19 protein-coding genes are annotated in these 22,656 nt (G+C 38.0%); 9 read left to right on the top strand and 10 right to left on the bottom strand.

Annotated features, from left to right (window positions below):
- Window positions 1-15: 15 nt before the first annotated feature.
- Window positions 16-1,302 carry a hypothetical protein gene (locus CRO15_RS07860; RefSeq protein ID WP_097045254.1) on the top strand — a complete coding sequence of 429 codons (1,287 nt, stop codon included), beginning with the start codon at window positions 16-18 and terminating at the stop codon, window positions 1,300-1,302.
- Window positions 1,303-1,419: 117 nt separating this feature from the next.
- Here CRO15_RS07860 and CRO15_RS07855 read toward each other — a convergent pair whose 3' ends face one another.
- Genes CRO15_RS07855 through CRO15_RS07840 form a run of 4 tightly spaced genes read right to left on the bottom strand, consistent with a single transcriptional unit; the run spans window position 1,420 to window position 6,868 of the window.
- Entirely contained in the window at window positions 1,420-2,880 is a 1,461-nt protein-coding gene (locus CRO15_RS07855; RefSeq protein ID WP_097045253.1) for a lipopolysaccharide biosynthesis protein, read from the bottom strand.
- On the bottom strand, window positions 2,865-4,148 hold the full coding sequence (locus CRO15_RS07850) for a glycosyltransferase family 4 protein (protein ID WP_097045252.1): 1,284 nt from the start codon (window positions 4,146-4,148) through the stop codon (window positions 2,865-2,867). The genes CRO15_RS07855 and CRO15_RS07850 overlap by 16 nt, the downstream gene beginning before the upstream one ends.
- Window positions 4,148-6,583 carry a YfhO family protein gene (locus CRO15_RS07845; RefSeq protein WP_097045251.1) on the bottom strand — a complete coding sequence of 812 codons (2,436 nt, stop codon included), beginning with the start codon at window positions 6,581-6,583 and terminating at the stop codon, window positions 4,148-4,150. Before CRO15_RS07845 ends, CRO15_RS07850 begins: the two co-directional genes overlap by 1 nt.
- Before the next feature lie 24 nt (window positions 6,584-6,607).
- Entirely contained in the window at window positions 6,608-6,868 is a 261-nt protein-coding gene (locus CRO15_RS07840) for a DUF4834 family protein (protein WP_097045250.1), read from the bottom strand.
- Window positions 6,869-6,952: 84 nt separating this feature from the next.
- Between CRO15_RS07840 and CRO15_RS07835 the strand changes: the two genes are divergently transcribed.
- The 3 genes from CRO15_RS07835 to CRO15_RS07825 all read left to right on the top strand — a co-directional run bounded on the left by CRO15_RS07835 (window position 6,953) and on the right by CRO15_RS07825 (window position 10,089).
- The gene (locus CRO15_RS07835) at window positions 6,953-7,936 is read left to right on the top strand and encodes a transporter (RefSeq protein WP_097045249.1); all 984 of its coding nucleotides are present in this window, start codon (window positions 6,953-6,955) and stop codon (window positions 7,934-7,936) included.
- Between the two features lie 66 nt (window positions 7,937-8,002).
- Window positions 8,003-9,127, top strand: coding sequence for a GNAT family N-acetyltransferase (locus tag CRO15_RS07830; protein ID WP_097045248.1), 1,125 nt, complete (start codon window positions 8,003-8,005; stop codon window positions 9,125-9,127).
- 17 nt (window positions 9,128-9,144) lie between these two features.
- Complete coding sequence (locus CRO15_RS07825) at window positions 9,145-10,089, top strand: alpha/beta hydrolase (RefSeq protein WP_097045247.1); 945 nt, start codon at window positions 9,145-9,147, stop codon at window positions 10,087-10,089.
- A 15-nt stretch (window positions 10,090-10,104) separates the two neighbouring features.
- Here the strand turns inward: CRO15_RS07825 and CRO15_RS07820 are convergent, their stop codons facing one another.
- From CRO15_RS07820 to CRO15_RS07810, 3 genes are all read right to left on the bottom strand, one after another.
- Window positions 10,105-11,364 carry a cysteate-C-fatty acyltransferase gene (locus tag CRO15_RS07820; RefSeq protein ID WP_097045246.1) on the bottom strand — a complete coding sequence of 420 codons (1,260 nt, stop codon included), beginning with the start codon at window positions 11,362-11,364 and terminating at the stop codon, window positions 10,105-10,107.
- A 125-nt stretch (window positions 11,365-11,489) separates the two neighbouring features.
- Entirely contained in the window at window positions 11,490-12,530 is a 1,041-nt protein-coding gene (locus CRO15_RS07815) for a cysteate synthase (RefSeq protein ID WP_097045617.1), read from the bottom strand.
- Window positions 12,531-12,603: 73 nt separating this feature from the next.
- Window positions 12,604-14,742: a S9 family peptidase gene (locus tag CRO15_RS07810; RefSeq protein ID WP_097045245.1), complete on the bottom strand. Its 2,139-nt coding sequence runs from the start codon at window positions 14,740-14,742 to the stop codon at window positions 12,604-12,606.
- Window positions 14,743-14,801: 59 nt separating this feature from the next.
- Between CRO15_RS07810 and CRO15_RS07805 the strand changes: the two genes are divergently transcribed.
- Entirely contained in the window at window positions 14,802-15,128 is a 327-nt protein-coding gene (locus CRO15_RS07805) for a YbaB/EbfC family nucleoid-associated protein (RefSeq protein WP_097045244.1), read from the top strand.
- 91 nt (window positions 15,129-15,219) lie between these two features.
- Here CRO15_RS07805 and CRO15_RS07800 read toward each other — a convergent pair whose 3' ends face one another.
- Both CRO15_RS07800 and CRO15_RS07795 read right to left on the bottom strand, forming a co-directional pair.
- Entirely contained in the window at window positions 15,220-16,245 is a 1,026-nt protein-coding gene (locus CRO15_RS07800; RefSeq protein ID WP_097045243.1) for a threonine aldolase family protein, read from the bottom strand.
- A 48-nt stretch (window positions 16,246-16,293) separates the two neighbouring features.
- On the bottom strand, window positions 16,294-18,696 hold the full coding sequence (locus CRO15_RS07795) for a zinc-dependent metalloprotease (protein WP_097045242.1): 2,403 nt from the start codon (window positions 18,694-18,696) through the stop codon (window positions 16,294-16,296).
- A gap of 82 nt (window positions 18,697-18,778) precedes the next feature.
- On the opposite strand from CRO15_RS07795, the gene prfB reads away from it, so the two are divergent.
- The 3 genes from prfB (at window position 18,779) to CRO15_RS07780 (ending at window position 20,865) form a co-directional block, all read left to right on the top strand.
- Window positions 18,779-19,874, top strand: a protein-coding gene (gene prfB, locus CRO15_RS07790; protein WP_116458902.1) for a peptide chain release factor 2 whose coding sequence is annotated in 2 segments (ribosomal slippage) — window positions 18,779-18,841 and window positions 18,843-19,874 — 1,095 coding nt in all. Because the reading frame shifts where the segments join, the coding sequence is not laid out codon by codon here.
- A gap of 76 nt (window positions 19,875-19,950) precedes the next feature.
- The gene (gene arsC, locus CRO15_RS07785; protein WP_097045240.1) at window positions 19,951-20,292 is read left to right on the top strand and encodes an arsenate reductase (glutaredoxin); all 342 of its coding nucleotides are present in this window, start codon (window positions 19,951-19,953) and stop codon (window positions 20,290-20,292) included.
- A gap of 129 nt (window positions 20,293-20,421) precedes the next feature.
- Complete coding sequence (locus CRO15_RS07780) at window positions 20,422-20,865, top strand: hypothetical protein (protein ID WP_243396928.1); 444 nt, start codon at window positions 20,422-20,424, stop codon at window positions 20,863-20,865.
- Window positions 20,866-20,895: 30 nt separating this feature from the next.
- On the opposite strand, the gene CRO15_RS19745 is transcribed toward CRO15_RS07780, so the two are convergent.
- Window positions 20,896-21,069: a hypothetical protein gene (locus CRO15_RS19745; RefSeq protein WP_097045238.1), complete on the bottom strand. Its 174-nt coding sequence runs from the start codon at window positions 21,067-21,069 to the stop codon at window positions 20,896-20,898.
- 140 nt (window positions 21,070-21,209) lie between these two features.
- On the opposite strand from CRO15_RS19745, the gene fumC reads away from it, so the two are divergent.
- Window positions 21,210-22,607, top strand: coding sequence for a class II fumarate hydratase (gene fumC, locus CRO15_RS07770; protein WP_097045237.1), 1,398 nt, complete (start codon window positions 21,210-21,212; stop codon window positions 22,605-22,607).
- Window positions 22,608-22,656 lie beyond the last annotated feature (49 nt).

The following is a 22,656-nucleotide window of genomic DNA, read 5'->3' as shown; positions in this document are numbered from 1 at the left end:
TTAAAACCCTATAGTATGAAAAAGTTAGTACTCATTATAGCAGCAGTTCTGTTGGGTGCTCCAAGCATCCATGCAGCCAAAATAGAAGATAGATCATTTATCAATAGTGCTTATCGATACGGGAACTCATTCATCTTTGTAGAGAATGGGGTAACTTTTTCAGTATACCCAGATGGTGAGTTCGATTTTTACATTGATAATCAAGTAAATGTTGGTGTCGGAGCCAGAATTGGCAATGTGGGCATCACCTTCAACTCAGGATACAACTATAATCCTTATGTACAGTATGACGACTATGGAGCAATAGTTCAAGTAGAAAATATTCCTGTCTATTATGACTATTACGGACGTGTTTCTCAAATAGGAGACGTAGACGTTTGGTACCGAAATGGTCGTGTTCGCAGAGTTGGTGGACTAAATGTTTTCTATAATGGCGGTGCTTTTAGCCATTGTACCGGATATATCAACATTTATAACAGACATTATGCGTATAGACCTTTCCATAGGTACTTTGTAAGACCAGCTGTATCTTATTGTAATGTATATACTAGACCATATAGAAGATATTACAGACCAATTAGATATACCTATTACAGACCCTATAGGAATAACTATAGAAGAAGTTATGCCTCTGTTGGTAAAACATACAGAAACGACAGACATTACAGAAGAGATAATATCTATAGAAATGACAAAAGAGTATCCAGACGCAACCATAGTGTTAGAAGAGATGGAAGCAATTATGGAAGAAGTAATAGAAGTGTTGGACATAATGATTATAGAAAAGGAAATACAGTAAGTCGTTCCAACAACAAAGTGAGAAGAAATAATAATAGCACTGGTAGAACTATAAAGCAAAGTGATTACAGAAGAGGAAGCACTGCTTCACGAAGTAACAACAATGGTAGAACTGTTACACAAAGACAAGTGACACGTAAACCAAGTAGCAGAACTGTTAAACAAAGTGATTACAGAAGAGGAAGTACAGCTTCGAGAAGTAATAACAATGGTAGAACCGTTACCCAAAAGCAGGTGACAAAAAGGCCAAATAGCCGAACAGTCACAAAACGAGAAGTAACCTCTACCCCAAGAAGTAGAACTGTTACTAGAAGTACCTCAAGTACCTACAGAAAGCCGCAGGCCAGAAAAAGTACAGGTAGATCGGTAGCAAGTAGAAGCAGTGCTCCCAAAAGAACGGTTTCCAGAAGTACAAAGACTACTGTTAAGAGAAGTGGAAACACAAATTATAAAAGAAGTAGCAACTCAGGTACTAGATCAAGAAGCTCTAGACGAGTGCAATAAAGATAGTTTTTAGGTTGGTTAGTTGTTTACCCCGTAGTTGGATTTATCCGCTACGGGGTTTCTTTTTGGGTTACAGTTGCTTTGTCATACTGAGCTCGTCGAAGCATGGATGTTGAGCTACTCTTCCCTCCTCCTCAACCATTTAGAAAGTACCCCAGAAACATCTTCGGAAATTTCAAAACGAAATAATATACCCAAGTATATCGCTCCTATTAAAGCTGATTTTAAAAGGATATTAATTATGGGATGAAATGGAAATTGTAATACATAAAACAGTACACCTATCAGTAACAGGGTTGCAAAAACCTTAAAAGTGGCTTTTGAAAAAGGCAAAAAACCAAATTTGAGCTTTACAAATATCAACTTGGACAGATTGAACATAAAAATGGCCATAAAACTGGCCAAAGCAGCACCTTCAATACCATATAAAGGAATCAACCAAAGATTGAGCAAAATAGTAACAACCGCAAAACAGATACCCATCACTAACACCCATTTGTAATATTTAGAATAATACAAAATGGCATTGATGTTCCCTAAAAGCGAATCAAAAACCTTTGCCATCCCAATTAATGCTATTATGCTGAACCCACCACGGTATTCCTCTGGAAGCATCAAAAACAAATCATTGATGTTCAAAACAATCAACACAAATAAAATACCCGAAGCAATAAAAGAAGTAAGAGATGTTTTTTTATACAGACTTTCCAATTCAAAAAAGTTGCCCTCATTTAAATAATTGGCCGTCATAGGATAGGTAATTTGATGCATGGCCCTAGTGGGAACAATAATACTAGTGGCAATATAAATAGCGACACCATAAAAAGCCACATTGTCCAATTCCATAAATTGATTGATCATAAATTTATCAATCTCTAAAAGTATAAGCGCCACGGAGCCACCAAGAACCATTAACATTCCGTACCCCAATATGTTCCATGTATTCTTAGGAAATGTAAAACTCAAAACAGGTCTATGCAAACTATAGGCATATAACTTCATCAAAAGCGTGCGAAGCAAGTAAACCCCAACTAATGCTTTCAGAAAGAAATCTAGGTCAATCACCTCAAAGTACAATAACCCTAGTAAAATGGAAACACAGATTCTAGCAAAAACCTCTTTTAAAAAGTTACCGAATACAGATTTGAGATGTACTTTGCTCCAGGCATAGAACACTTCAAAATAGGCCATGGCAATGCCCACCAAAAATAAGTACCACAAATAATCTTTGACCAAGGTGTTTTTTATGGAAAGAAATTCTCCAATAGGATCATACGCCCACCAAATAATCAATGTTAGGGGCAAAATAATCAGCAATGGAGAAATCATCATCAAGGTTAAAAAACCGTTCCTTGATTCATCCTTTTGCGCACTATAATATTTCACCATGCCGTTGTGTGCACCTGAGGACATAATCGGCATCAAAATAGCGCCCGTTGCCAATATAAAAGTAACCAATCCATAATATGTTGGTTCCAAAATATTGGTATAGAGAAAAAGAGTGTTCAGGGCACCAAATCCAAACCCAATAAAAGTTACAATGGTGTTTTTAAAGGATTGCTTTAAGATGATTCCCATGAGATAAAATTAGCCAATTGTTGGGTCAGTTCTCTTCTATGATATTGTTCAATGCCTTCAGAATCACAGATAAGGGTTCCTTTTTCATAAGCTTTGAACCAATTTAAAAGTACATCTTTAAATTCTGATTTAGAGTTTTTCCCATAAAATGCACCTGCCCCACAGTTTTCTACCATCTGTCCAGCTTCCCACCCATTGGGGCCTATGGCCAAAATAGGCCTTTTGGCACTAAGGTACTCAAACAATTTCCCTGGAATTATGCCTTTGGTCTCTTCAGAATCAATTTCCAGCAATAACAATACCTGTGATCTTTGCTGAACTTCCAATACTTGATCATGGGAAAGGTAACCCAAGCTTGACATATAAGACTCCAGTTGATTCTTACGAATGGATTCCAAAACTTCCTCCCCCACTACTCCAGCCAGCTGGATTTTCAATACCTTTTTAAACAACTCATTTTCTGTGACCAGTTCTTTTAATGCTTCCCACAAGGCTTCAGGGTTTCTTCCGGTAAGTAACGATCCAATGTGAGAGATGGTAAATTTCGAATCCAGTTCAGTCACCTTATGGGAGTCATCAAACCCGTTGGTAATGGTTTTGATGGGTTTATCAGTAAGATGCCCAAATTCTTCTTTAGTAGTGTTGCTGGTCACAACAATCCTATCAGCATTGTTAAGCACTGCGCTTTCCATAGCCTTGTGCTTTTTTTGTGATGCCTTGGTCAATCGTAATTTTTTATGGTAACCTATAGAAGTCCATGGATCGCGAAAATCGGCAATCCATTGGATAGGAAATTTCTTTTTAAGTCCAAGCCCAATCAAATGTACACTATGTGGAGGGCCTGTAGTGATAATAGTATCTATCTTTTCTTTTTCAATAATTGTGGAAAGAAACTTTACAGAAGGTTCTACCCAGAGTTTTCTGGCATCTGGTATAAACAAGTTCCCTCTTACCCATAACAAAAACTTCTCTAAAACTGAAGGATCCTTTTCTTGAATGATACCTGAACTAATGGTCTTGGTTTTCTTTTTTGAGAGTAATCCTGCCCATGCATAGGGTTCTTTAATGGGCTGTTTCAAGATTTTGATTTCCTTGGAAATCTCTATACCAAGATTTTCATCAATAAGGGGGTAAGTTGGATTCTCTGGAATGTATACCCAAGGCTCAATATCAAAATCAGGGAGATATTTTACAAATTTTAGCCAACGCTGCACGCCTGGTCCTCCTGCTGGAGGCCAATAGTATGTTATGACCAAAACCTTGCGCATTATTCCTCTTTGGATTTTTTAGGTCGGGCAACATATGCTATTCCTCCAAGAATAATAAGCCCAAGCAAAATGTTACTGCCCAAGGCTATCTGGCTTCCAGTTTTTATGATTTCTGGTTGAAACTTGAACTCAATTTCATGATCTCCAGCTGGAACCTTCATCCCCCTGAGTGCATAATTCACTTTATAATGCGGTTCAGGCTTTCCATCAACGTAGGCTTGCCAACCAAAGGGATAGTGCATTTCGGAAAATACCGCAAAACCATCATTATTGTTTTTGGTTTGATATTTTAGATAATTGGGTCTATAATCAACTAAACTGATAGCAACCAAGGAATCCTTTTCATAACCCAACTTGGTAACAGTTGGGTATGCCTTCGTATTGATTATCACTTCAGATTTAGAATCAAACTCCTTAAGTGCCTGAATTTCTTCATTTGCTGATGCAACAGGGTTTATTCTTTTTACAAACCATGCATTACCATTGGCATTGTCATTTACCGCAGGGAAACTACTACCCTCATCATCTTGTTGAATAATATACTTCACATTCAACATGTTTAATACCTGAAGGTTGTTTTGATACAGATGATGTTCAAATAAATCTTGAAGTTGTCTCGGTTTTGCGGCATGATAGCCCCCTATGGACTTATGAAAATACGATGTTCTGGCTCCATTCAACCCCTCTTGCGGGTCAAAAACCCTATAAATGGAATCGTCCTGTTGTATCATTTGGTCAATCTGGTTTGCCTGAAACGGAGCATTCACATTTCTTTGGCGAACAAAACCATCTTTGTTCACATACCGAAGGTCCACACCTACTAAATCAAACAAAAGCAATACACCCAAAGCTACGGTCACCAAGTTTTTCCCAATTTTATCCTTTATAAAAAACCAAAGTGCAACGGCTGCCAAAGTAACATATATCAACGAACGGATGGTATCGTTGATATACACGGCCTCCCTATCACGTTGAATCATCGTCATTAATTCATCACCAAATGCGCGGGTACGATAAAACTCATCATTCATTCCTTCAAAATCAAAAAAGCCTTTTATTAAAAAGATAAAAATGCCCAGTCCCAAGGTGATAAAAAAACTAAGCTTTAATGCGCGTAGTTTTTTAGTCTGCTTCAAATTGGATTTAAAAAGTTCTCGAACACCCAAAATTCCCAATACGGGCAAGCACAATTCCAATACTACTTGAATTGAAGAAACTGCTCGGAATTTGTTGTATAAAGGAAAATAATCAATCATAAAATTGGTCAAGGCCGGAAAGTTTTTTCCCCATGACAATAATAACGCCAATAAAGCTCCTCCCAACAACCACCATTTTCTTCGTCCATCTACCAAAAACAGACCTAGAACAAACAAAAAGATAACAATGGCGCCAACATAGGCAGGCGCTGCTACAATGGGCTGTTTTCCCCAATATAATGGCAATCCACTTGATAATTCCAAAGCTTTGGAAGGTGAAAGTCCTTGACCCGTTAAATATTCATAGGCTTTAGAATCTTTACTCAAATCCTCATTGGCAGTACCGCCAAACAAACGGGCAGCAAACAAATTCAATGATTCTCCAATCCCATAACTGTATTGGGTAATATAGTCCTTGTCCAATCCATCTTGAGCTGCTTTTGGGGTTCCATCTGGGTTTATGGTCAATTCCGATTTACCACGAGTACTCCAATCCGCATATTGTTTGGTTGCTAAAAGTCCTGTAGTATTTGTAGCAATGGAAAGTACAACCGCTAAAATTAAGATTCCTACGGAGGCAAAGAAATGCTTCAGTTCTTTCTCCTTTATGGCATAAACAAGACGCACCAACCCCAAAATCACCACCAAAATCATAAAATAATAGGTCATTTGGTAATGGTTGGCATTAATCTCCAAAGCCATTGCCAAAGCGGTCAAAATAAATCCCAATAGATATTTTTTCCGAAACACCAGAATTATTCCGCCCAAAACCATTGGGATGTACCCCAAGGCATGCGCCTTGGCATTATGCCCTACTCCAAGAATGATAATGAGATAGGTTGAAAACCCAAATGCCAATGCCCCTAAAACAGCCAAACGGGGTTCTACCCTTAAACAAAGCATTAAAATATAGAATCCAATAAAATAAAGGAAAAGATAATCTGCAGGTCTTGGTAAAAACCGAATCAACCTGTCCAATTTTTTAATATAATCATGTGGATAATTGGCCCCTAATTGATAGGTTGGCATTCCTCCAAAAGCACTATTGGTCCAGTAAGACTCCTCTCCCGTTAGTTCCTTGTAGTCATTGCGCTCTTTGGCCATACCCTTGTACTGGGCAATGTCCGATTGAAAAATGGCCTTACCCTGAAGTACAGGATAAAAATATAACAGGGAGGATACAATGAACAAAGCAATTACACAAACACTGGTGATAATGGCTTTTATGGAAAGTTTCATGGGTTGATTTTGAAAAGACAAATATTAGTCAATTTCTTCAAAATCTATATATTCTCCAACTTTTTTTGACGGATTGGATTTTCTAAAAGGTTTTTTAGAAATAGTAGCGTCGCTTTCATTGGTGGCGTTGTTTCCAAAATCTTGATAATTACCAAATTGTTGTCCAAACCTTTCTCCTGTTTTCTTAACGGCATAGTTCAAAAGTTTGGGCGCTAACCATTTTAGCAGCAATTTAAGCGCATAGTATACTAATATGAGTATTAAAATCGTTTGTAATAAAACCATATAACAGAGTTATTGAATCAAAATTACATTGTAAGTCTCTTATAAGACCCTAAAGTATCATAAAATAGTATTAAAATAAGTTATATGGATCTCCGCTTTTTCAAAAAGACCCTTTTTTCGTTCTGTTTAGTTCCTGTTTTGGCCAATGCCCAATATACCGATGTCATTAATTCCAACAGACCCGGTAGAGCCGCAAGTGCGTATGCCGTGGGTAAAAATGTTGCCCAGATGGAAATGGGGTTACTTTACGAACAACAAGACAATGCTTCATTGAATACCGATTCCAATATCTTAGGGGTAGACTTTGCTTTTAGATACGGATTGCTTTTTGAATCGCTGGAAATCAATGTGGAGGGATCGTACATATCCCAGGGTATAACATATACACAAACAGGAACGGATGATAGATTAACTGATTTTTCAAGAAGCAGGGCAGGTCTTAAGTATCTGGTTTTCGACCCATTCAAGAACCCAGAGAACAATAAACCCAACCTTTATAGTTGGAGGGCAAACAATGTTTTTCAATGGAAAAACTTGATTCCGGCGGTATCTCTTTATGCGGGAGCTACCTTTAACTTGGGTGAAAATCCATTTTACGTTGGCGACCCTACTATTTCATACCGCGGTGCTGTTGCTACACAAAGCAGGTTATCCCCAAGGTTTGTCTTAATTTCCAATATTGCATATGATCGGATCGGCACAGATTTTCCTGAACTGAGCTACGCTGTTTCTGTAACTCATGCGTTCAGAGATCCTAAATGGAGTGTTTTTATAGAGAATCAGGGTATTAAAAGTGATCGGTATTCCGACATTTTGCTTCGTACAGGTGTTGCTTATTTGATCAGTCCAGATTTTCAAGCAGATTTTCATTTGGGTTCTGGGTTTAAAAATTCACCCTCTCGCATTTTTGCAGTTTTAGGTTTTTCATACCGTCTGGATTTTCATAAGGATACGCTTGTACCCATTGAAGACCAAAAATCCGGAGAAAATGGAAAAATCAAAAAGAATGCTTCCAAGAAAAAAAGAAAGAAAAAAGGTAAAAAAGATAAAGACGAAATAGATTTCTAAGTTTCACAAATATCATTTTTCTGCTGTATAGAATATTGTTAATATTGACCTTGCAAAAAATAATGTATGGTCACTATAAAACAGGTTCAATCCAAGGCCGATTTAAAAAAATTCGTAAAATTTCCATTTAGTCTATACATGGATTCTCCGTACTGGGTCCCTCCTATTATAAAAGATGAGCTGGAATCTTTTGATTCTGAAAAGAACCCAGTTTTTAAGAGCGCGGAAGCCTCTTTCTTTTTGGCCTATAAAGAAGATCAACTAGTAGGACGTGTTGCGGCAATTATCAATTGGATTGAAATCAAAGAACAACAATTGCAAAAAATGCGGTTTGGCTGGTTCGATTTTATTGATGACTTGGAGGTGTCCAGAGCATTATTGGACAAGGTTTCAGAAATAGGACAAGAGCATAAATTGCAATACATGGAGGGTCCTGTAGGTTTTTCCAATTTGGATAAAGTGGGCGTTCTTACAGAAGGGTTCGACCATATTGGCAATATGATTACCTGGTACAACCACCCCTATTATCAATCCCATTATGAAAAACACGGCTTTAAAAAAGAAAAAGAATATCTAGAGAACAAATTTTTGTTTGCCAATGCTGACCCAAAAATATTCTATAAGGCCAATCTTCTTATAAAAAAGAGATATGGGCTAAAGGAACTTAACTTTACCAATAGCAAGGAAATAATGCCTTGGGTCGATAAAATGTTCGATTTGTTCAATGATAGTTACTCAAGTCTTTCCTCTTTTGTGAAAATAACTGATGTTCAAAAAGAATATTTTAAGAAAAAGTATATCAGTTTTATAAATCCGGAGTATATCAAATTTGTTGTTGATTCCAAGAACGAATTGGTGGCCTTTGCCATTGTCATGCCCTCTTTTTCAAAAGCACTTCAAAAGGCAAAAGGAAAATTGTTTCCAACCGGCGTCTTTCATCTTCTAAAAGCCAAAAAGAACAGCAAGGATGTTATTTTCTATTTGATTGGCATTCATCCTGAATATCAAAATAAGGGGGTGACTGCGATTATATTCAACGAATATTATAAGACTTTTCAAGAAAGGGGGATTATTAACTGTATCCGCACACCAGAATTGGAAGAAAATGTGGCCATTAGACAATTATGGAAACACTTTGATCCTGTTATTCACAAAAGACGTAGAACCTATAGAAAAGATTTGGGTTCTTAATCTTCTAAGATTATACTATGGTGAAGAAAATTATAACATTCTCCCTATTGGTGCTATCATGCACAAGTATTCTGTTTGGGCAATTTAAGGAGGAGTCCATTGTACTTGCAACAAATACAGGGGATATTTCAGGAACCCTACTTTTACCTGAATCAATAGCTAAACCCCCAGTTGTTTTAATCATTGCAGGTTCTGGACCAACGGACAGGAATGGAAACAACCCGATGATGACCAACAATTCCCTAAAAATGTTGGCGGAAGGATTGGTTGAAAATACTATTGCATCCGTACGTTTTGACAAACGAGGAGTAGGACAAAGTGTTGGAGCAGCAATCCCAGAATCTGAGCTGCGATTTGAAAACTTTATTGATGATGTCGTGACATGGATTGATTTTCTGACCAATGATTCAAGATTTGGAGACCTAGTTGTTCTTGGACACAGTGAAGGCTCTTTGATTGGAATGGTAGCCGCACAAAACAAACATGTTGACAAATACATTTCAGTGGCCGGAGCTGGAATTTCTGTGGGTGAGTTATTACGCAAACAATTAAAAAATCAACCCTCATTTGTTCTGGAACAATCAACACCTATCCTTGAAAAGCTGGAGCAAGGAGAAACTGTAGAAAATGTACCTCAAATGTTATTTTCGCTTTTCAGGCCAAGTGTGCAACCATATATGATTTCATGGATGAAGTACGATCCAGCTTTAGAAATTGCAAAATTGAAATCTCCCTCATTAATTATTCAAGGTTCAACTGACATCCAAGTGGATGTTTCTGATGCTGAAAAGTTATCAGAATCTAATAAAAAAGCAAAAAAGGTAATCATTGAAGGAATGAACCATATATTTAAACCAGCTCCTTCCGATAGGTTACAAAACATAGCTACTTACAATAATCCAGATTTACCTTTGGTTGAAGGTTTTATCTCGGAAATTGTGGAATTTATAAAAGAAAAGTAAACTCTTTTGGATAAGTTATTCTCCCATTGCAGCGGCAACGGCAGCAGACAATCTTTTGTAAGTGCCATTTTCCAAACGATCTCTAATAGCTGAAAAAGCTTCTAAAGTTTCTTCAATATCCTGCATGGTATGTGTAGCAGTAGGAATCATTCTTAATAAAATCAACCCTTTAGGTATAACGGGGTAAACCACTATAGAACAGAAGATTCCGTAATTTTCGCGAAGATCTTTTACCAAAGCCATAGCTTCAGGGATACTACCGTTTAAATATACGGGGGTAACACAACTTGTTGTCGTTCCTATATCAAAACCTCGTTCTTTAAGTCCATTTTGAAGCGCATTCACGTTCTCCCAAAGCTTTGCTTTGAGTTCTGGCATGGTACGCAACATATCCAAACGCTTAAGTGCACCTTTTACGTACACCATTGGCAAAGACTTGGCAAACATCTGGGATCTTAAATTATATTTTAGATATTCAATAATCTCTTGGTCTGCAGCAACAAAAGCACCAATTCCTGCCATGGACTTGGCAAAAGTGGCTAGGTATACATCAATATCATCCTGGATTCCTTGCTCCTCACCTGCCCCAGCACCTGTTTTTCCAAGGGTTCCAAAGCCATGAGCATCATCAACAAGTAATCTAAATTTGAATTTTTGTTTAAGCTCAACTATTTCCTTGAGGATACCTTGCTCTCCACGCATCCCAAAAACTCCTTCGGAAATCACCAATATTCCTCCTCCAGTTTCCGTGGCCATTTTGGTGGCGCGTTCCAAGTTTTTCTCTAGACTCTCAACATCATTATGCTTGAAAGTAAAACGCTTACCCATATGTAAACGAACACCATCAATGATACAAGCATGACAGTCTACATCGTAAACAATAATATCGTCTTTAGACACCAATGCGTCAATCACTGACATAAAGCCTTGATACCCAAAATTCAATAAATAAGAGGCTTCTTTATGCACAAATGCAGCCAATTCCTGCTCCAATTGCTCATGGTAGTCGGTGTGGCCACTCATCATTCTGGCTCCCATAGGGAAGGCCGCTCCATGCTCATAAGCCGCATCTCCATCAACTTTTTTAATCTCTGGTAAATTAGCCAACCCTAAGTAATCATTGATACTCCACGTAATGACGTCCTTTCCTTGAAACTTCATTCTGTTAGAGATTGGACCTTCCAATTTTGGGAACACAAAATATCCTTCTGCCTGCGATGCCCATTTTCCTAAAGGTCCCTTATTCTCAATGATCCTATCAAATAAATCTCTCATCTACCTTAAAATTGATTCAACTGCAAAAATATATATTTTTGCCAAGCTCACATAACTAATATTCCTATATAAAAAAACGACAATGCAAATCATTGTCGTTCTGATATATAAGATGAGTTAGTAATTTACTTAATATATTCTATTTTTTCTGGTGTTTCAGCGTTCTGAATATCGAAAAAACCTTGGTTTTCCATCCATTCATTGCTGTAAACCTTGCTCATGTACCTAGATCCATGATCAGGAAAGATAACCACAACATTGCTGTCTTCAGAAAATTCCCCCTCAGTATTCAATTGAAATAGGGCCTGCATTGCGGCTCCGCAGGTATAGCCTACAAACATACCTTCGGTCAAGGCTATTTTTCTTGCCATATGTGCGCTTTCCCCATCCGTTACTTTCACATAACGGTCAATAGAATTAAAATCCGTAGCATCAGGAATTAGGTTTTTCCCCAATCCTTCAATTCGATACGGATATACCTCATTATGGTCAAATTCACCAGTTTCATGGTATTTTTTTAGAACAGAACCGTAAGCATCAACTCCCAATACTTTTACATTAGGGTTTTGCTCTTTTAAATATCTTGCAATACCTGAAATAGTTCCACCAGTACCACTACAAGCTACCAAATGGGTAATTGCACCATTGGTCTGTTCCCATATCTCACGACCAGTAGTATGGTAGTGTGCCTCAATATTCAATTCGTTGAAATATTGGTTGATATAAATTGAATCCTTGGTTTCTTTGTGCAAACGCTTGGCTACCTCATAGTATGACCTAGGGTCATCTGCACTTACATGGGCTGGGCATACATATACCTTTGCACCCATAGAACGTAGCATGTCTATTTTATCTGGTGATGATTTTGAACTAACCGCCAAAATACATTTATATCCTTTTACAATGCTTACCATAGCTAAACTGAAGCCAGTATTACCGGAAGTAGTCTCAATAATGGTTCCACCAGGTTTTAGAATACCTTTTCGCTCTGCTTCTTCAATGATATATGCCGCAATCCTATCCTTAGATGAATGTCCAGGGTTAAATGCTTCAACCTTGGCATAAAAGTTTCCAGTAAGGGGTTCGGCTATTTTGTTAAGCTTTACTAGGGGGGTATTTCCAATTAAATCAAGAATATTGCTATGCGCATTTATCTGTTTTCTCATAACTGGGTTTAGGTAAGGTATAAATCTTGAATTTCTTCTCAATTTATCAGGCACAAAAATAGTACTTTTTATTTTAAGGGGTTTTTCCTTCCAAATCAAGTATAAATGCGTATTCTTTGGCAGTTTCCTTTAAAGATTCAAACCGCCCAGAAGCCCCACCATGACCGGCATCCATATTGGTATCCAAAAACAGTAAATTATTGTCCTTTTTATACTCCCGAAGCTTCGCCACCCATTTAGCAGGTTCCCAGTATTGTACTTGGGAGTCATGTAAACCTGTGGAAACGTACATATTTGGATATTCCCTGGCCGCCACATTGTCGTAAGGCGAGTAGGATTTCATATAATGATAGTATTCCTTTTCATTGGGATTCCCCCATTCGTCATATTCCCCAGTTGTAAGTGGGATGGAGTCATCCAACATTGTTGTAACTACATCCACAAAAGGAACGGCCGCAATAATACCTTTGTAGAGTTCTGGTGCCATATTGACCACGGCACCCATCAAAAGTCCGCCAGCAGAGCCACCACTAGCATACAAATGCTCAGCGCTGGTATATTTCTTTTCTATTAGGAATTTGGAACAATCAATAAAGTCTGTGAAAGTGTTCTTCTTTTTAAGGAGTTTTCCATCTTCGTACCATGGCCTTCCTAAATATTCCCCACCGCGAATATGGGCTATGGCATAAATAAAGCCTCTATCCAACAAACTTAATCTAATTGATGAGAAATAAGGGTCAATCGTACTTCCATAAGAACCATATGCATACTGCAACAGCGGACTACTACCATCAAGCTTTGTGTCTTTATGATAAACCAAAGATATAGGGACTTTAACTCCATCTTTGGCAGTGGCCCATAACCGTTCTGTGCGATAGTTTGCTTTATCGAATTTGCCTCCCAAAACCTCTAGTTCCTTGAGTACTTTTTTTGTTTTTTGCTCCATATTAAAGTCAATAATGGCATAAGGAGCACCCATTTCGTTATAGTAATAGCGCAGTTCCTTAGTATCAAAATCCAGATTCACAGAAGTTCCTGCTACATAAGTTTCACTTTCAAAGGGTAAATAAAAGCTATCGGTGCCGTCCCAACGCGAGATCTTGAGTTTGTTTAATCCATTTTTACGTTCAGAAAGCACATAATAGTCTTTAAAAATGTCCACATCCTCCAAAAGCACATCATCTCTGTGTGGAATAAACTCTTCCCAGAACTTTGCATCGGTTTTTTCATCCGTTGCCTTCATTAATTTAAAGTTGGTAGCAGAATCTTTGTTTGTAAGTACAAAAAAGTTACCATTATAGTGCGCAATCGAGTATTCCACTCCTCTTTCTCGTGGAGAGAACATCTTAAAATCCTCTTCTGGATTATTGGCGTCCAAAATCTGATATTCTGAAGTAAGGGTACTTACAGAACCAATAACCAAGTACTTTCTAGATTTGGTTTTGTAAACAAAAGTGTTGAAAGTAGAATCCTTTTCATGAAAAACAAGGATATCCTCTTCCGCTGATGTACCCAAGGTATGCCTATATATTTTATCGGAGCGCAAAGTAACGGGGTCTTTCTTGGCATAGAACAAGGTCTGCCCATCATTTCCCCAAACTGAACTCCCTGTAGTGTTCTCTATTTTATCCTCATATACTTTTCCTGTTTCCAAGTTCTTTACCTGAATGGTATATTGTCTTCTGGAAACTGTATCTGTGGCAAAAGAGGCCAATGTGTTATCTGGACTAATAGAAATTCCCCTTAACTTGAAGTATTCATGATCCTTAGCCAATTGATTGCAATCAAACATCATTTCATCCTTCGATTCCATGTTGTTTTTACGCCTGAGGTAAATGGGATACTCCTGACCTATTTCAAACTTTGTAATATACCAATAGTCATTGTATTTATAGGGAACCGATGAGTCATCCTCCTTTATCCGTGATTTCATCTCCTGGAAAAGCGAATCTTGAAAATCTTTGGTGTGCAAAGTCATCTCCTGGTAATAAGCATTCTCCGCATTTAAATAATCTAGAACTTCTTGGTCTTCCCTATCATTCATCCAATAGTAATCATCTACCCTAACATCACCGTGCTTTTCGAGCTTCTGAGGATTCTTTTTGGCAATTGGAGGTGTATTTCGCATTGGCTTTTCTTTACTATTTTGACAAGAGCCTGCAAAAATAAGGCATAATATGAAAAAACAATTTCTAAGAACAAGTAGTTTCATGGATTTTGATTTGTGCCAAATTATTACTTTTGAACCTGAAAATCACAATAAATACGGATATGTTCGGAGATTTTATGGGAATGATGGGCAAATTGAAGGAGACCCAGGAAAAAGTTAAAGCCACCAAAGAGCGATTGAATTCGGTTTTGATTGATGAAAGTTCTTCTGATGGGCAAATTAAAGTGACAATAACCGCAAATAGGGAAATTAAATCCATAACTGTAGATGATGCTCTTCTACAGGACAAGGAACAACTTGAGGATTATCTGGTTCTGACCCTTAACAAAGCCATTGAAAAGGCAACCAATGTTAACGAAACTGAGTTGGCAGCAGTGGCCAAAGAGGGCATGCCAAATATTCCAGGAATGGATTCTTTGTTTAAATAGCAGATATTGTCAGGTCGAGCGCAGTCGAGACCAATTCACCTTAAATTGTCAATAACCTCTCGACTGCGCTCGAGGTGACAGTTCATGACGTTTACGCAAGAGTTTTCAGCACTTTTAAAAAGTGCAAGTGCATTTCTTGCGTATAATCCAAATGTGTAACAATACGAAGTTTGCCCTGTCCCATACCAATAATCGAAATATTATGTTCTTCTAATTTAGCTAGAAAATTATTGGAGGACATTTTAGTTTCATCCAATTCAAAAATGATGATGTTGGTTTCTATGGGTTCCACTTTTTGAATGATTTCCAGCCTTATCAAAACCTCTCCAATCTCTTTTGCTCGTTTATGATCATCAGCTAATCTATCTATATGGTAGTTCATGGCATAAATGCCAGCTGCAGCAAGAAATCCAGATTGTCGCATACCTCCACCAAGTACCTTACGAACACGGAGAGCATCATCAATCAACTTTTTGTTGCCCGCTAAAACTGAACCCACTGGGCAACCAAGCCCCTTGCTCAAACAAACACTGATTGAATCGAATAGTTTTCCGTAGTCTTTAGGGTTTTCTTGCTTCGCCACCAGAGCGTTCCACAAGCGAGCGCCATCTAGATGATATTTAAGATCATTATCAGTACAAATCTTTTCAATTTTTATGAGCTCATTAAAGTCCCAACAAGCACCGCCTCCCTTATTGGTTGTATTTTCTATACAAACCAAAGAGGTTAATGGACTGTGGTAAAAATCAGGTGGGTTTATGGCCTCTTCCACTTGTTCTGATGTCATCATCCCTCTATTGCCATCAACCAATTTGCAAGATACCCCACTATTAAAACTCACCCCACCGCCTTCATAATTGTACACATGGGCATATTTATCACAAATCAATTGCTCTCCCGGACTTGTATGTAGTTTTATTGCAGTTTGGTTGGCCATGGTTCCACTAGGAAAAAATAAGGAGGCTTCCATTCCAAAGTAATTGGCCACTTTTTCTTCTAGAGCATTAACACTAGGGTCGTTCTTAAAAACATCATCCCCTACTTTTGCTGTCATCATAGCTTCCAGCATTCCTGTGGTAGGCTTTGTGACAGTATCACTGATTAAATTTATTTCCATCTTACAAATTGAATGCTTGAGTTGTTATATTGGCAGATTGCTCATTACTTAATGAAAACAATCCATCCCAATTGGAGAGCCATCAGGGATTTTTGGTACTGGAATCACTTTAAAATTGTTTGGAGCTTTAGTAAAGGCATCTATTCTTCGCACCATTTCTGCGGTAATAGGATTTCTACCATTGTTTAGAAGTAAAATTTTAAGTGATTTCAAGGTTTCGTTAGCAATTGCATTTACCTGCGGATGTACTTCTTTATGGGCCGCCAAATTCATAATATGATAAAGTACTCTAAAATTGATGGTTTGTTGAGCTTCGTTCAAGTAGGCATCTCTATGACTCGTTTCAATAGTGCTCTTTATCAATTTATCCAACAATTGTTGTAAGCCCATTTGATCTTTGTCTAAACTCTTTTGCTGAATCAATCTTGAGGCACGTTCTGGGTGAAGTAAAAGTCCCAAGGTCATGTCCGCAGCAGTTTCGGAAGCTGATAATGCATCAAAAGCCACACCGGCCCTACCATTAAATGATTCCCTTGATTTCCCATAACCAATGGCTCTGGGCGGAAAAAGTTCTAACTTTTTCTTGGGAATCGCAATTTGGGAAGCATCCAAGGTTTTTAGGATGGTTTTTACCGCATTTTCCTGGGTTGCCTGATTTATATAATTTACAGTACGTTGTCCATCTCCTTTAACCGCATAATTGTAATCCAATCCTCCAATAAGTTTTGAAACTCCTTCAGTCTGGTATCTATGGAAAAAGTAGAGCGGCGCAAACACATCTTCCAATACCGAATTGGGTTCTCCAGTTCTAATGTTATCCAAAGAGAAATTGTCAATAGCTTTTCTTCTGATTTTTAATACATTCTCCAACTCTTGAGAGGCATTTTTACCATTATCCCATAAATGTGCCAGTGCATGTGCTCCCCCTCTTGGTCTTGCATCCTGATCAGAAATATATCTTAAACCATCTGTTTGGGCTTGTTGTAAAATAGTGTTCAGGCTTTCTTTTTCATTGGTTCCCTTTGGGAAATCGGAATAGGAATAAGCCACCGTAACCTTGTCCCAATCACCAATTCCTGTATCATAAGCATTTGAAAAATCAATAACATCCCCTTTCAATTCAAACTGGGGATGCGGATAATCCATTACAGATGCTCTATTATTTGTGCTTGCTGCAAAATTGTGAGCAAAGCCAAGAGTGTGCCCAATTTCGTGAGCCGAAAGTTGTCGGATTCTGGCCAAAGCCATTTCCAACATGGGCTGATAATTATCGTCGCGATCAGCAAAAGGTTTGTTCATCAAAGCTTGAGCTATCAAAAAATCTTGACGGATTCGGAGACTTCCCAAACTCACATGACCTTTAATGATTTCACCAGTTCTAGGGTCCGTGACACTACTTCCATAACTCCAACCCCTTGTTGAACGATGCACCCATTGTATGACATTGTACCTAACATCCATGGGGTCTGCCTCGTCTGGTAAAATTTTTAGTTGAAAGGCGTCTTTATATCCAATAGCTTCAAATGCTTGGTTCCACCATTTTCCACCATCCAGCAAAGCTGAACGTACGGGCTCTGGAGTTCCATTGTCCAGATAATAAACAATTGGCTCAACCGCTTCGCTCACTTCGGTATTTGCGTTTTTCTTCTTCAATCGATGCCTAGTTACATACCGTTTTAAAATAGGTTCTTGAACAGGTGTGGCGTAATCGTAGTAAGAGAAAGGGTAGGAACCACAACGTGGATCAAACTCTCTTTTTTCATAATTATCATCTGGTAATTCTATAAAGGAATGGTGTTGTGCCACTGTGACCAATGAAGGGTTTGGCACAACTGAGCGAATCCAACTTCCTTCAGGACTTCCTTTAAAAGTAAGGGTTACATCAAATTCAACATTTCTAGGAAAGGCCTTGGTACGCTCAAAGGCCAAAGCACTCTTTGATATATCCAAACTATATGATCCTTGCTTTGTGTTTTTTAATCTTGCAGATACTCCGTGAGCATCCCGCATTAAAAATTCAGTAATGTCTATCAAATACTTTCCCTTAGATTCTTCCTCTATCTTAAATCCGTGCAAAATCGATTTCGCAAAAGCCTGTTCTATGGATTTCCTCTCCAACGCATTTTCAGTGATCGCCCTAAATTTTAGGTTGGGTTGAATTAGTAATAGTTTGTTTCCCGCTTTTTTAAAAAAAACAACCTGCTCATTACCTAGTTGTCCCCTATCCAAGCCTATATCATTACTGCCAATACCACTGCTCAAAGAATATACGTACAGGAATTCCTTTTTCAAGTTATCTACCTCCAAAAAAATCTTGTCCGTAGTATCATCAAAATAAAAATTATAAAAGCCATTGAATTTTTGATAGGTCTTGGTCTTATCAAAATTTTGGGCACTTAGAAAGTTGATTGTCAACACAATCGTAAACAAGAAATAGAGGTGATTTTTCATATCTGTAAGAGTTCTTGCTAAAATTATATAAATTTCGTTGTCCGGCTATGCCGAAATAGTATTTTTGCCTGAAATAATTTGTATGGTAAACACAGATCAGCATAAAGATCTTATTGAGCGCCTTGGTGCGTTAAGGAGGTATCTTTGACATTGATGCCAAACTTATAGAAATAGAGAACGAAGAGGAGAGAACTGCTGCTCCCGGTTTTTGGGATGATCCCCAAAAGGCACAAGTTCAAATGCAATCGTTAAAATCGAAAAAGAAGTGGGTTGAGAATTTCAATGCTGCCGAGTCACAAATTGGTGATTTAGAGGTTTTATTGGAGTTTCAGCAAGCTGGAGAGATTTCTGAGGATGAAGTAGTCTCGCATTTTGAGAATACCAAATTGACCATTGAAGATCTAGAGTTTAAAAACATGCTTTCTGAAGAGGGAGATGAACTCACTGCCGTTCTTCAAATAACTGCTGGTGCCGGTGGCACGGAAAGTTGTGATTGGGCCTCTATGCTCATGCGCATGTATTTGATGTGGAGTGAAAAGAATGGTTACAAGGTCAAAGAACTTAACTATCAAGAAGGCGACGTTGCAGGAATTAAAACCGTAACCCTTCAAATTGAGGGCGAATTTGCTTTTGGATGGTTAAAGGGTGAAAACGGCGTACACCGCTTAGTGCGAATATCTCCATTTGATAGCAATGCAAAAAGACATACTTCGTTTGCTTCGGTGTATGTTTACCCTCTTGTTGATGATACCATAGAAATTGAGGTAAACCCTGCTGATATTGAAATTACAACCGCCCGTTCCAGTGGAGCCGGTGGACAAAATGTAAATAAGGTGGAGACCAAGGTACAATTGGTACACAAGCCCACAGGTATACAGATTTCTTGTTCAGATTCAAGATCGCAACATGATAATAGGGCCACGGCCATGAAAATGTTGAAATCTCAACTCTACGAAATAGAGCTTCGTAAAAAACAAGAGGCTCGTGCAGAAATTGAATCTACCAAGATGAAGATTGAATGGGGTTCTCAAATCAGAAATTATGTAATGCATCCTTATAAATTGGTTAAAGATGTTCGCACTGCTGAAGAGACAGGCAATGTAGATGCTGTTATGGATGGGGAAATTGACCAGTTTTTGAAAGCGTTTTTGATGATGATGGGACAGAAAGGAGAATGAGGTTAGAAACCACACAATTAAAAATTGACAACTGTTCATTGATTATTGTACATTGACAACTGATAATTGAATATTTATGATTAAAATTTATCACAATCCAAGGTGTAGCAAATCCAGGCAAGGAGTAGAATATCTTGAAAAATCTGGAGCAAAGTTTGAAGTGGTACGGTATTTGGATGATGTGCCCACGGAAAGTGAGCTAAAAGATATTGTCTCCTATCTAGGGATTTCGCCCGAAGAACTGGTTCGGAAAAATGAATCAATCTGGAAGGAAAAATACAAGGGTAAAATATTATCTGATGATGATATTGTTAGTGCCATGGTCAAAAATCCTAAACTAATAGAGCGTCCCATTATAATTAAAAATGGTAGGGCAGTAATAGGGAGGCCAACTGAAAACATAGATAAGTTGTTGTAATGTTTTGAGTTTTCTTATCTTAGGTAAAGTGCTATTTAATAGTTCTTTATGAAGGTTAATACGAATGAATTCTAATTTTGAAATTGTACTTTTAGTGTTATGAAGAAGATACAGACTATCATTTTGTTTATGCTACTTGCAATATTTGCTTCAGATTCCCTTATTGCCCAATACGGTTATGGAAGCCCTTATGGTTATGGCAGTAGATATGGAAGACAACGAAATGCAATACCGCAAGCCCAAAGCACACCTAAAGAACCAGAAAAATTGACGGCTGAGGAAATTGTGAATGAACAAATGCCATCAATTACCGAAGCCATAAATCTAGACCCTTTTGAAGAGGCTGTGGTTCGCACTACTTTGATAAAATCAGTACAACAACGGATAGAGCTTCAAATTTTGGAGTTGGAGGGCTCAAAAATCAAAGAGGCAGTTGAAAAAATAAGGGACCGCCAAAACGAAGAACTTAAAGCAGGGCTTCCAGAAGATAAGTACAAAGCCTTTTTGGAACTTCAGGAAAATAGATTCAAAGTCAAGAAGAAAAAGAAGAAGAAAAAGAAATCCAAGGAATAAAAAAAGAGGCTAAAAAGCCTCTTTTTTTATTTATTCGTTTCGCTTAGCTCTTTTAGCTGCGCGTCTTTCTTGATACATTTCCTTTAAATTGCCAAACAACCAGTAAGGCACTACAAAAGTCAATAGAAAAATCATTAACCAGAAACCTATGGTCACAATGGTTAAAAAAGCTAAAAAACCTAAATATTGGTCAAATTCAAACATGATTTTTTCTTTTGTTATGCAAAGATACCCTCATTTGGTCAAAAAAAACAAATCTCTATAGAAAAAAGTTCAATTGCTGATATCTTTCATTAAATATAAATATTCTAAGGCCTAAATTTGCATAGCTAAAAATTTAAGAAATGGGGTTTAGAATAGAAAAAGATACCATGGGCGAGGTAAAAGTACCTGCTGATAAATATTGGGGAGCTCAAACAGAACGTTCCCGCAATAATTTTAAGATTGGCGCACCAGCTTCAATGCCATTGGATGTTGTATACGGATTTGCTTATTTGAAAAAAGCAGCTGCTTATACCAATCATGAACTTGGTGTTCTGCCAATTGAAAAAAGAGATTTAATTGCCAAGGTCTGTGATGAAATCCTTTCAGGTCAACATGACACCCAATTTCCCTTAGTAATATGGCAAACCGGATCTGGAACGCAAAGTAATATGAATGTCAATGAGGTTATTGCCAATAGGGCCCATGAAATAGCTGGAAAAAAAATTGGAGAAGGTGAAAAAACGATTCAACCAAACGATGATGTCAACAAAAGTCAATCTTCAAATGATACTTTTCCAACGGGAATGCATATTGCAGCCTATAAAAAAATTGTAGAGGTTACTATTCCTGGTGTTGAACAATTGCGAGATACTTTGGTAAAAAAGTCAAAGGAATTCAAAGATGTGGTCAAGATTGGACGTACCCATCTTATGGATGCCACTCCCCTGACCTTGGGCCAAGAATTCTCTGGATATGTATCTCAACTAAATCATGGTTTAAAAGCCTTGAAAAATACATTGCCCCATTTGAGTGAGTTGGCCTTGGGAGGAACTGCAGTGGGTACCGGATTGAACACCCCGAAGGGATATGATGTATTAGTGGCCAAGCATATTGCAGAATTCACGGGTTTACCATTCATTACCGCAGAGAATAAATTTGAAGCTCTTGCAGCTCATGATGCCATAGTAGAGAGCCATGGAGCATTAAAACAATTAGCTGTTTCCCTAAATAAAATAGCCAATGATATACGGATGATGGCCTCTGGACCGCGTTCTGGTATTGGCGAAATTATTATTCCGGCCAATGAACCAGGAAGTTCCATAATGCCAGGAAAAGTGAACCCAACGCAATGTGAAGCTATAACTATGGTCTGTGCGCAAGTAATGGGCAATGATGTAGCAATCTCCGTAGGAGGTACCCAAGGACATTATGAACTGAATGTTTTTAAACCGGTAATGGCGGCAAATATTCTACAATCTGCGCAACTTATTGGAGACGCCTGTATAAGCTTTGATGTTAATTGTGCTGCGGGCATAGAACCAAATCATGAGGTAATTAAAACATTGTTGAACAATTCTTTAATGCTGGTTACTGCACTAAACACTAAAATTGGCTATTATAAAGCTGCGGAAATTGCAAATACCGCTCATAAAAATGGAACTACTTTACGGGAAGAGGCCATTAATCTAGGTTATGTTACTGCGGAGGAATATGATGAATGGGTAAAACCAGAAGATATGGTGGGTAGTTTAAAATAAGTCTGCCCACAATAACAAAAGAAAGCCCGATTCTTAAAGAACCGGGCTT

The organism is Flagellimonas pacifica (assembly GCF_900215465.1).
GTDB classification, from domain to species: Bacteria; Bacteroidota; Bacteroidia; order Flavobacteriales; family Flavobacteriaceae; genus Flagellimonas; species Flagellimonas pacifica.
This window is presented reverse-complemented; position numbering and strand designations above follow the sequence as displayed.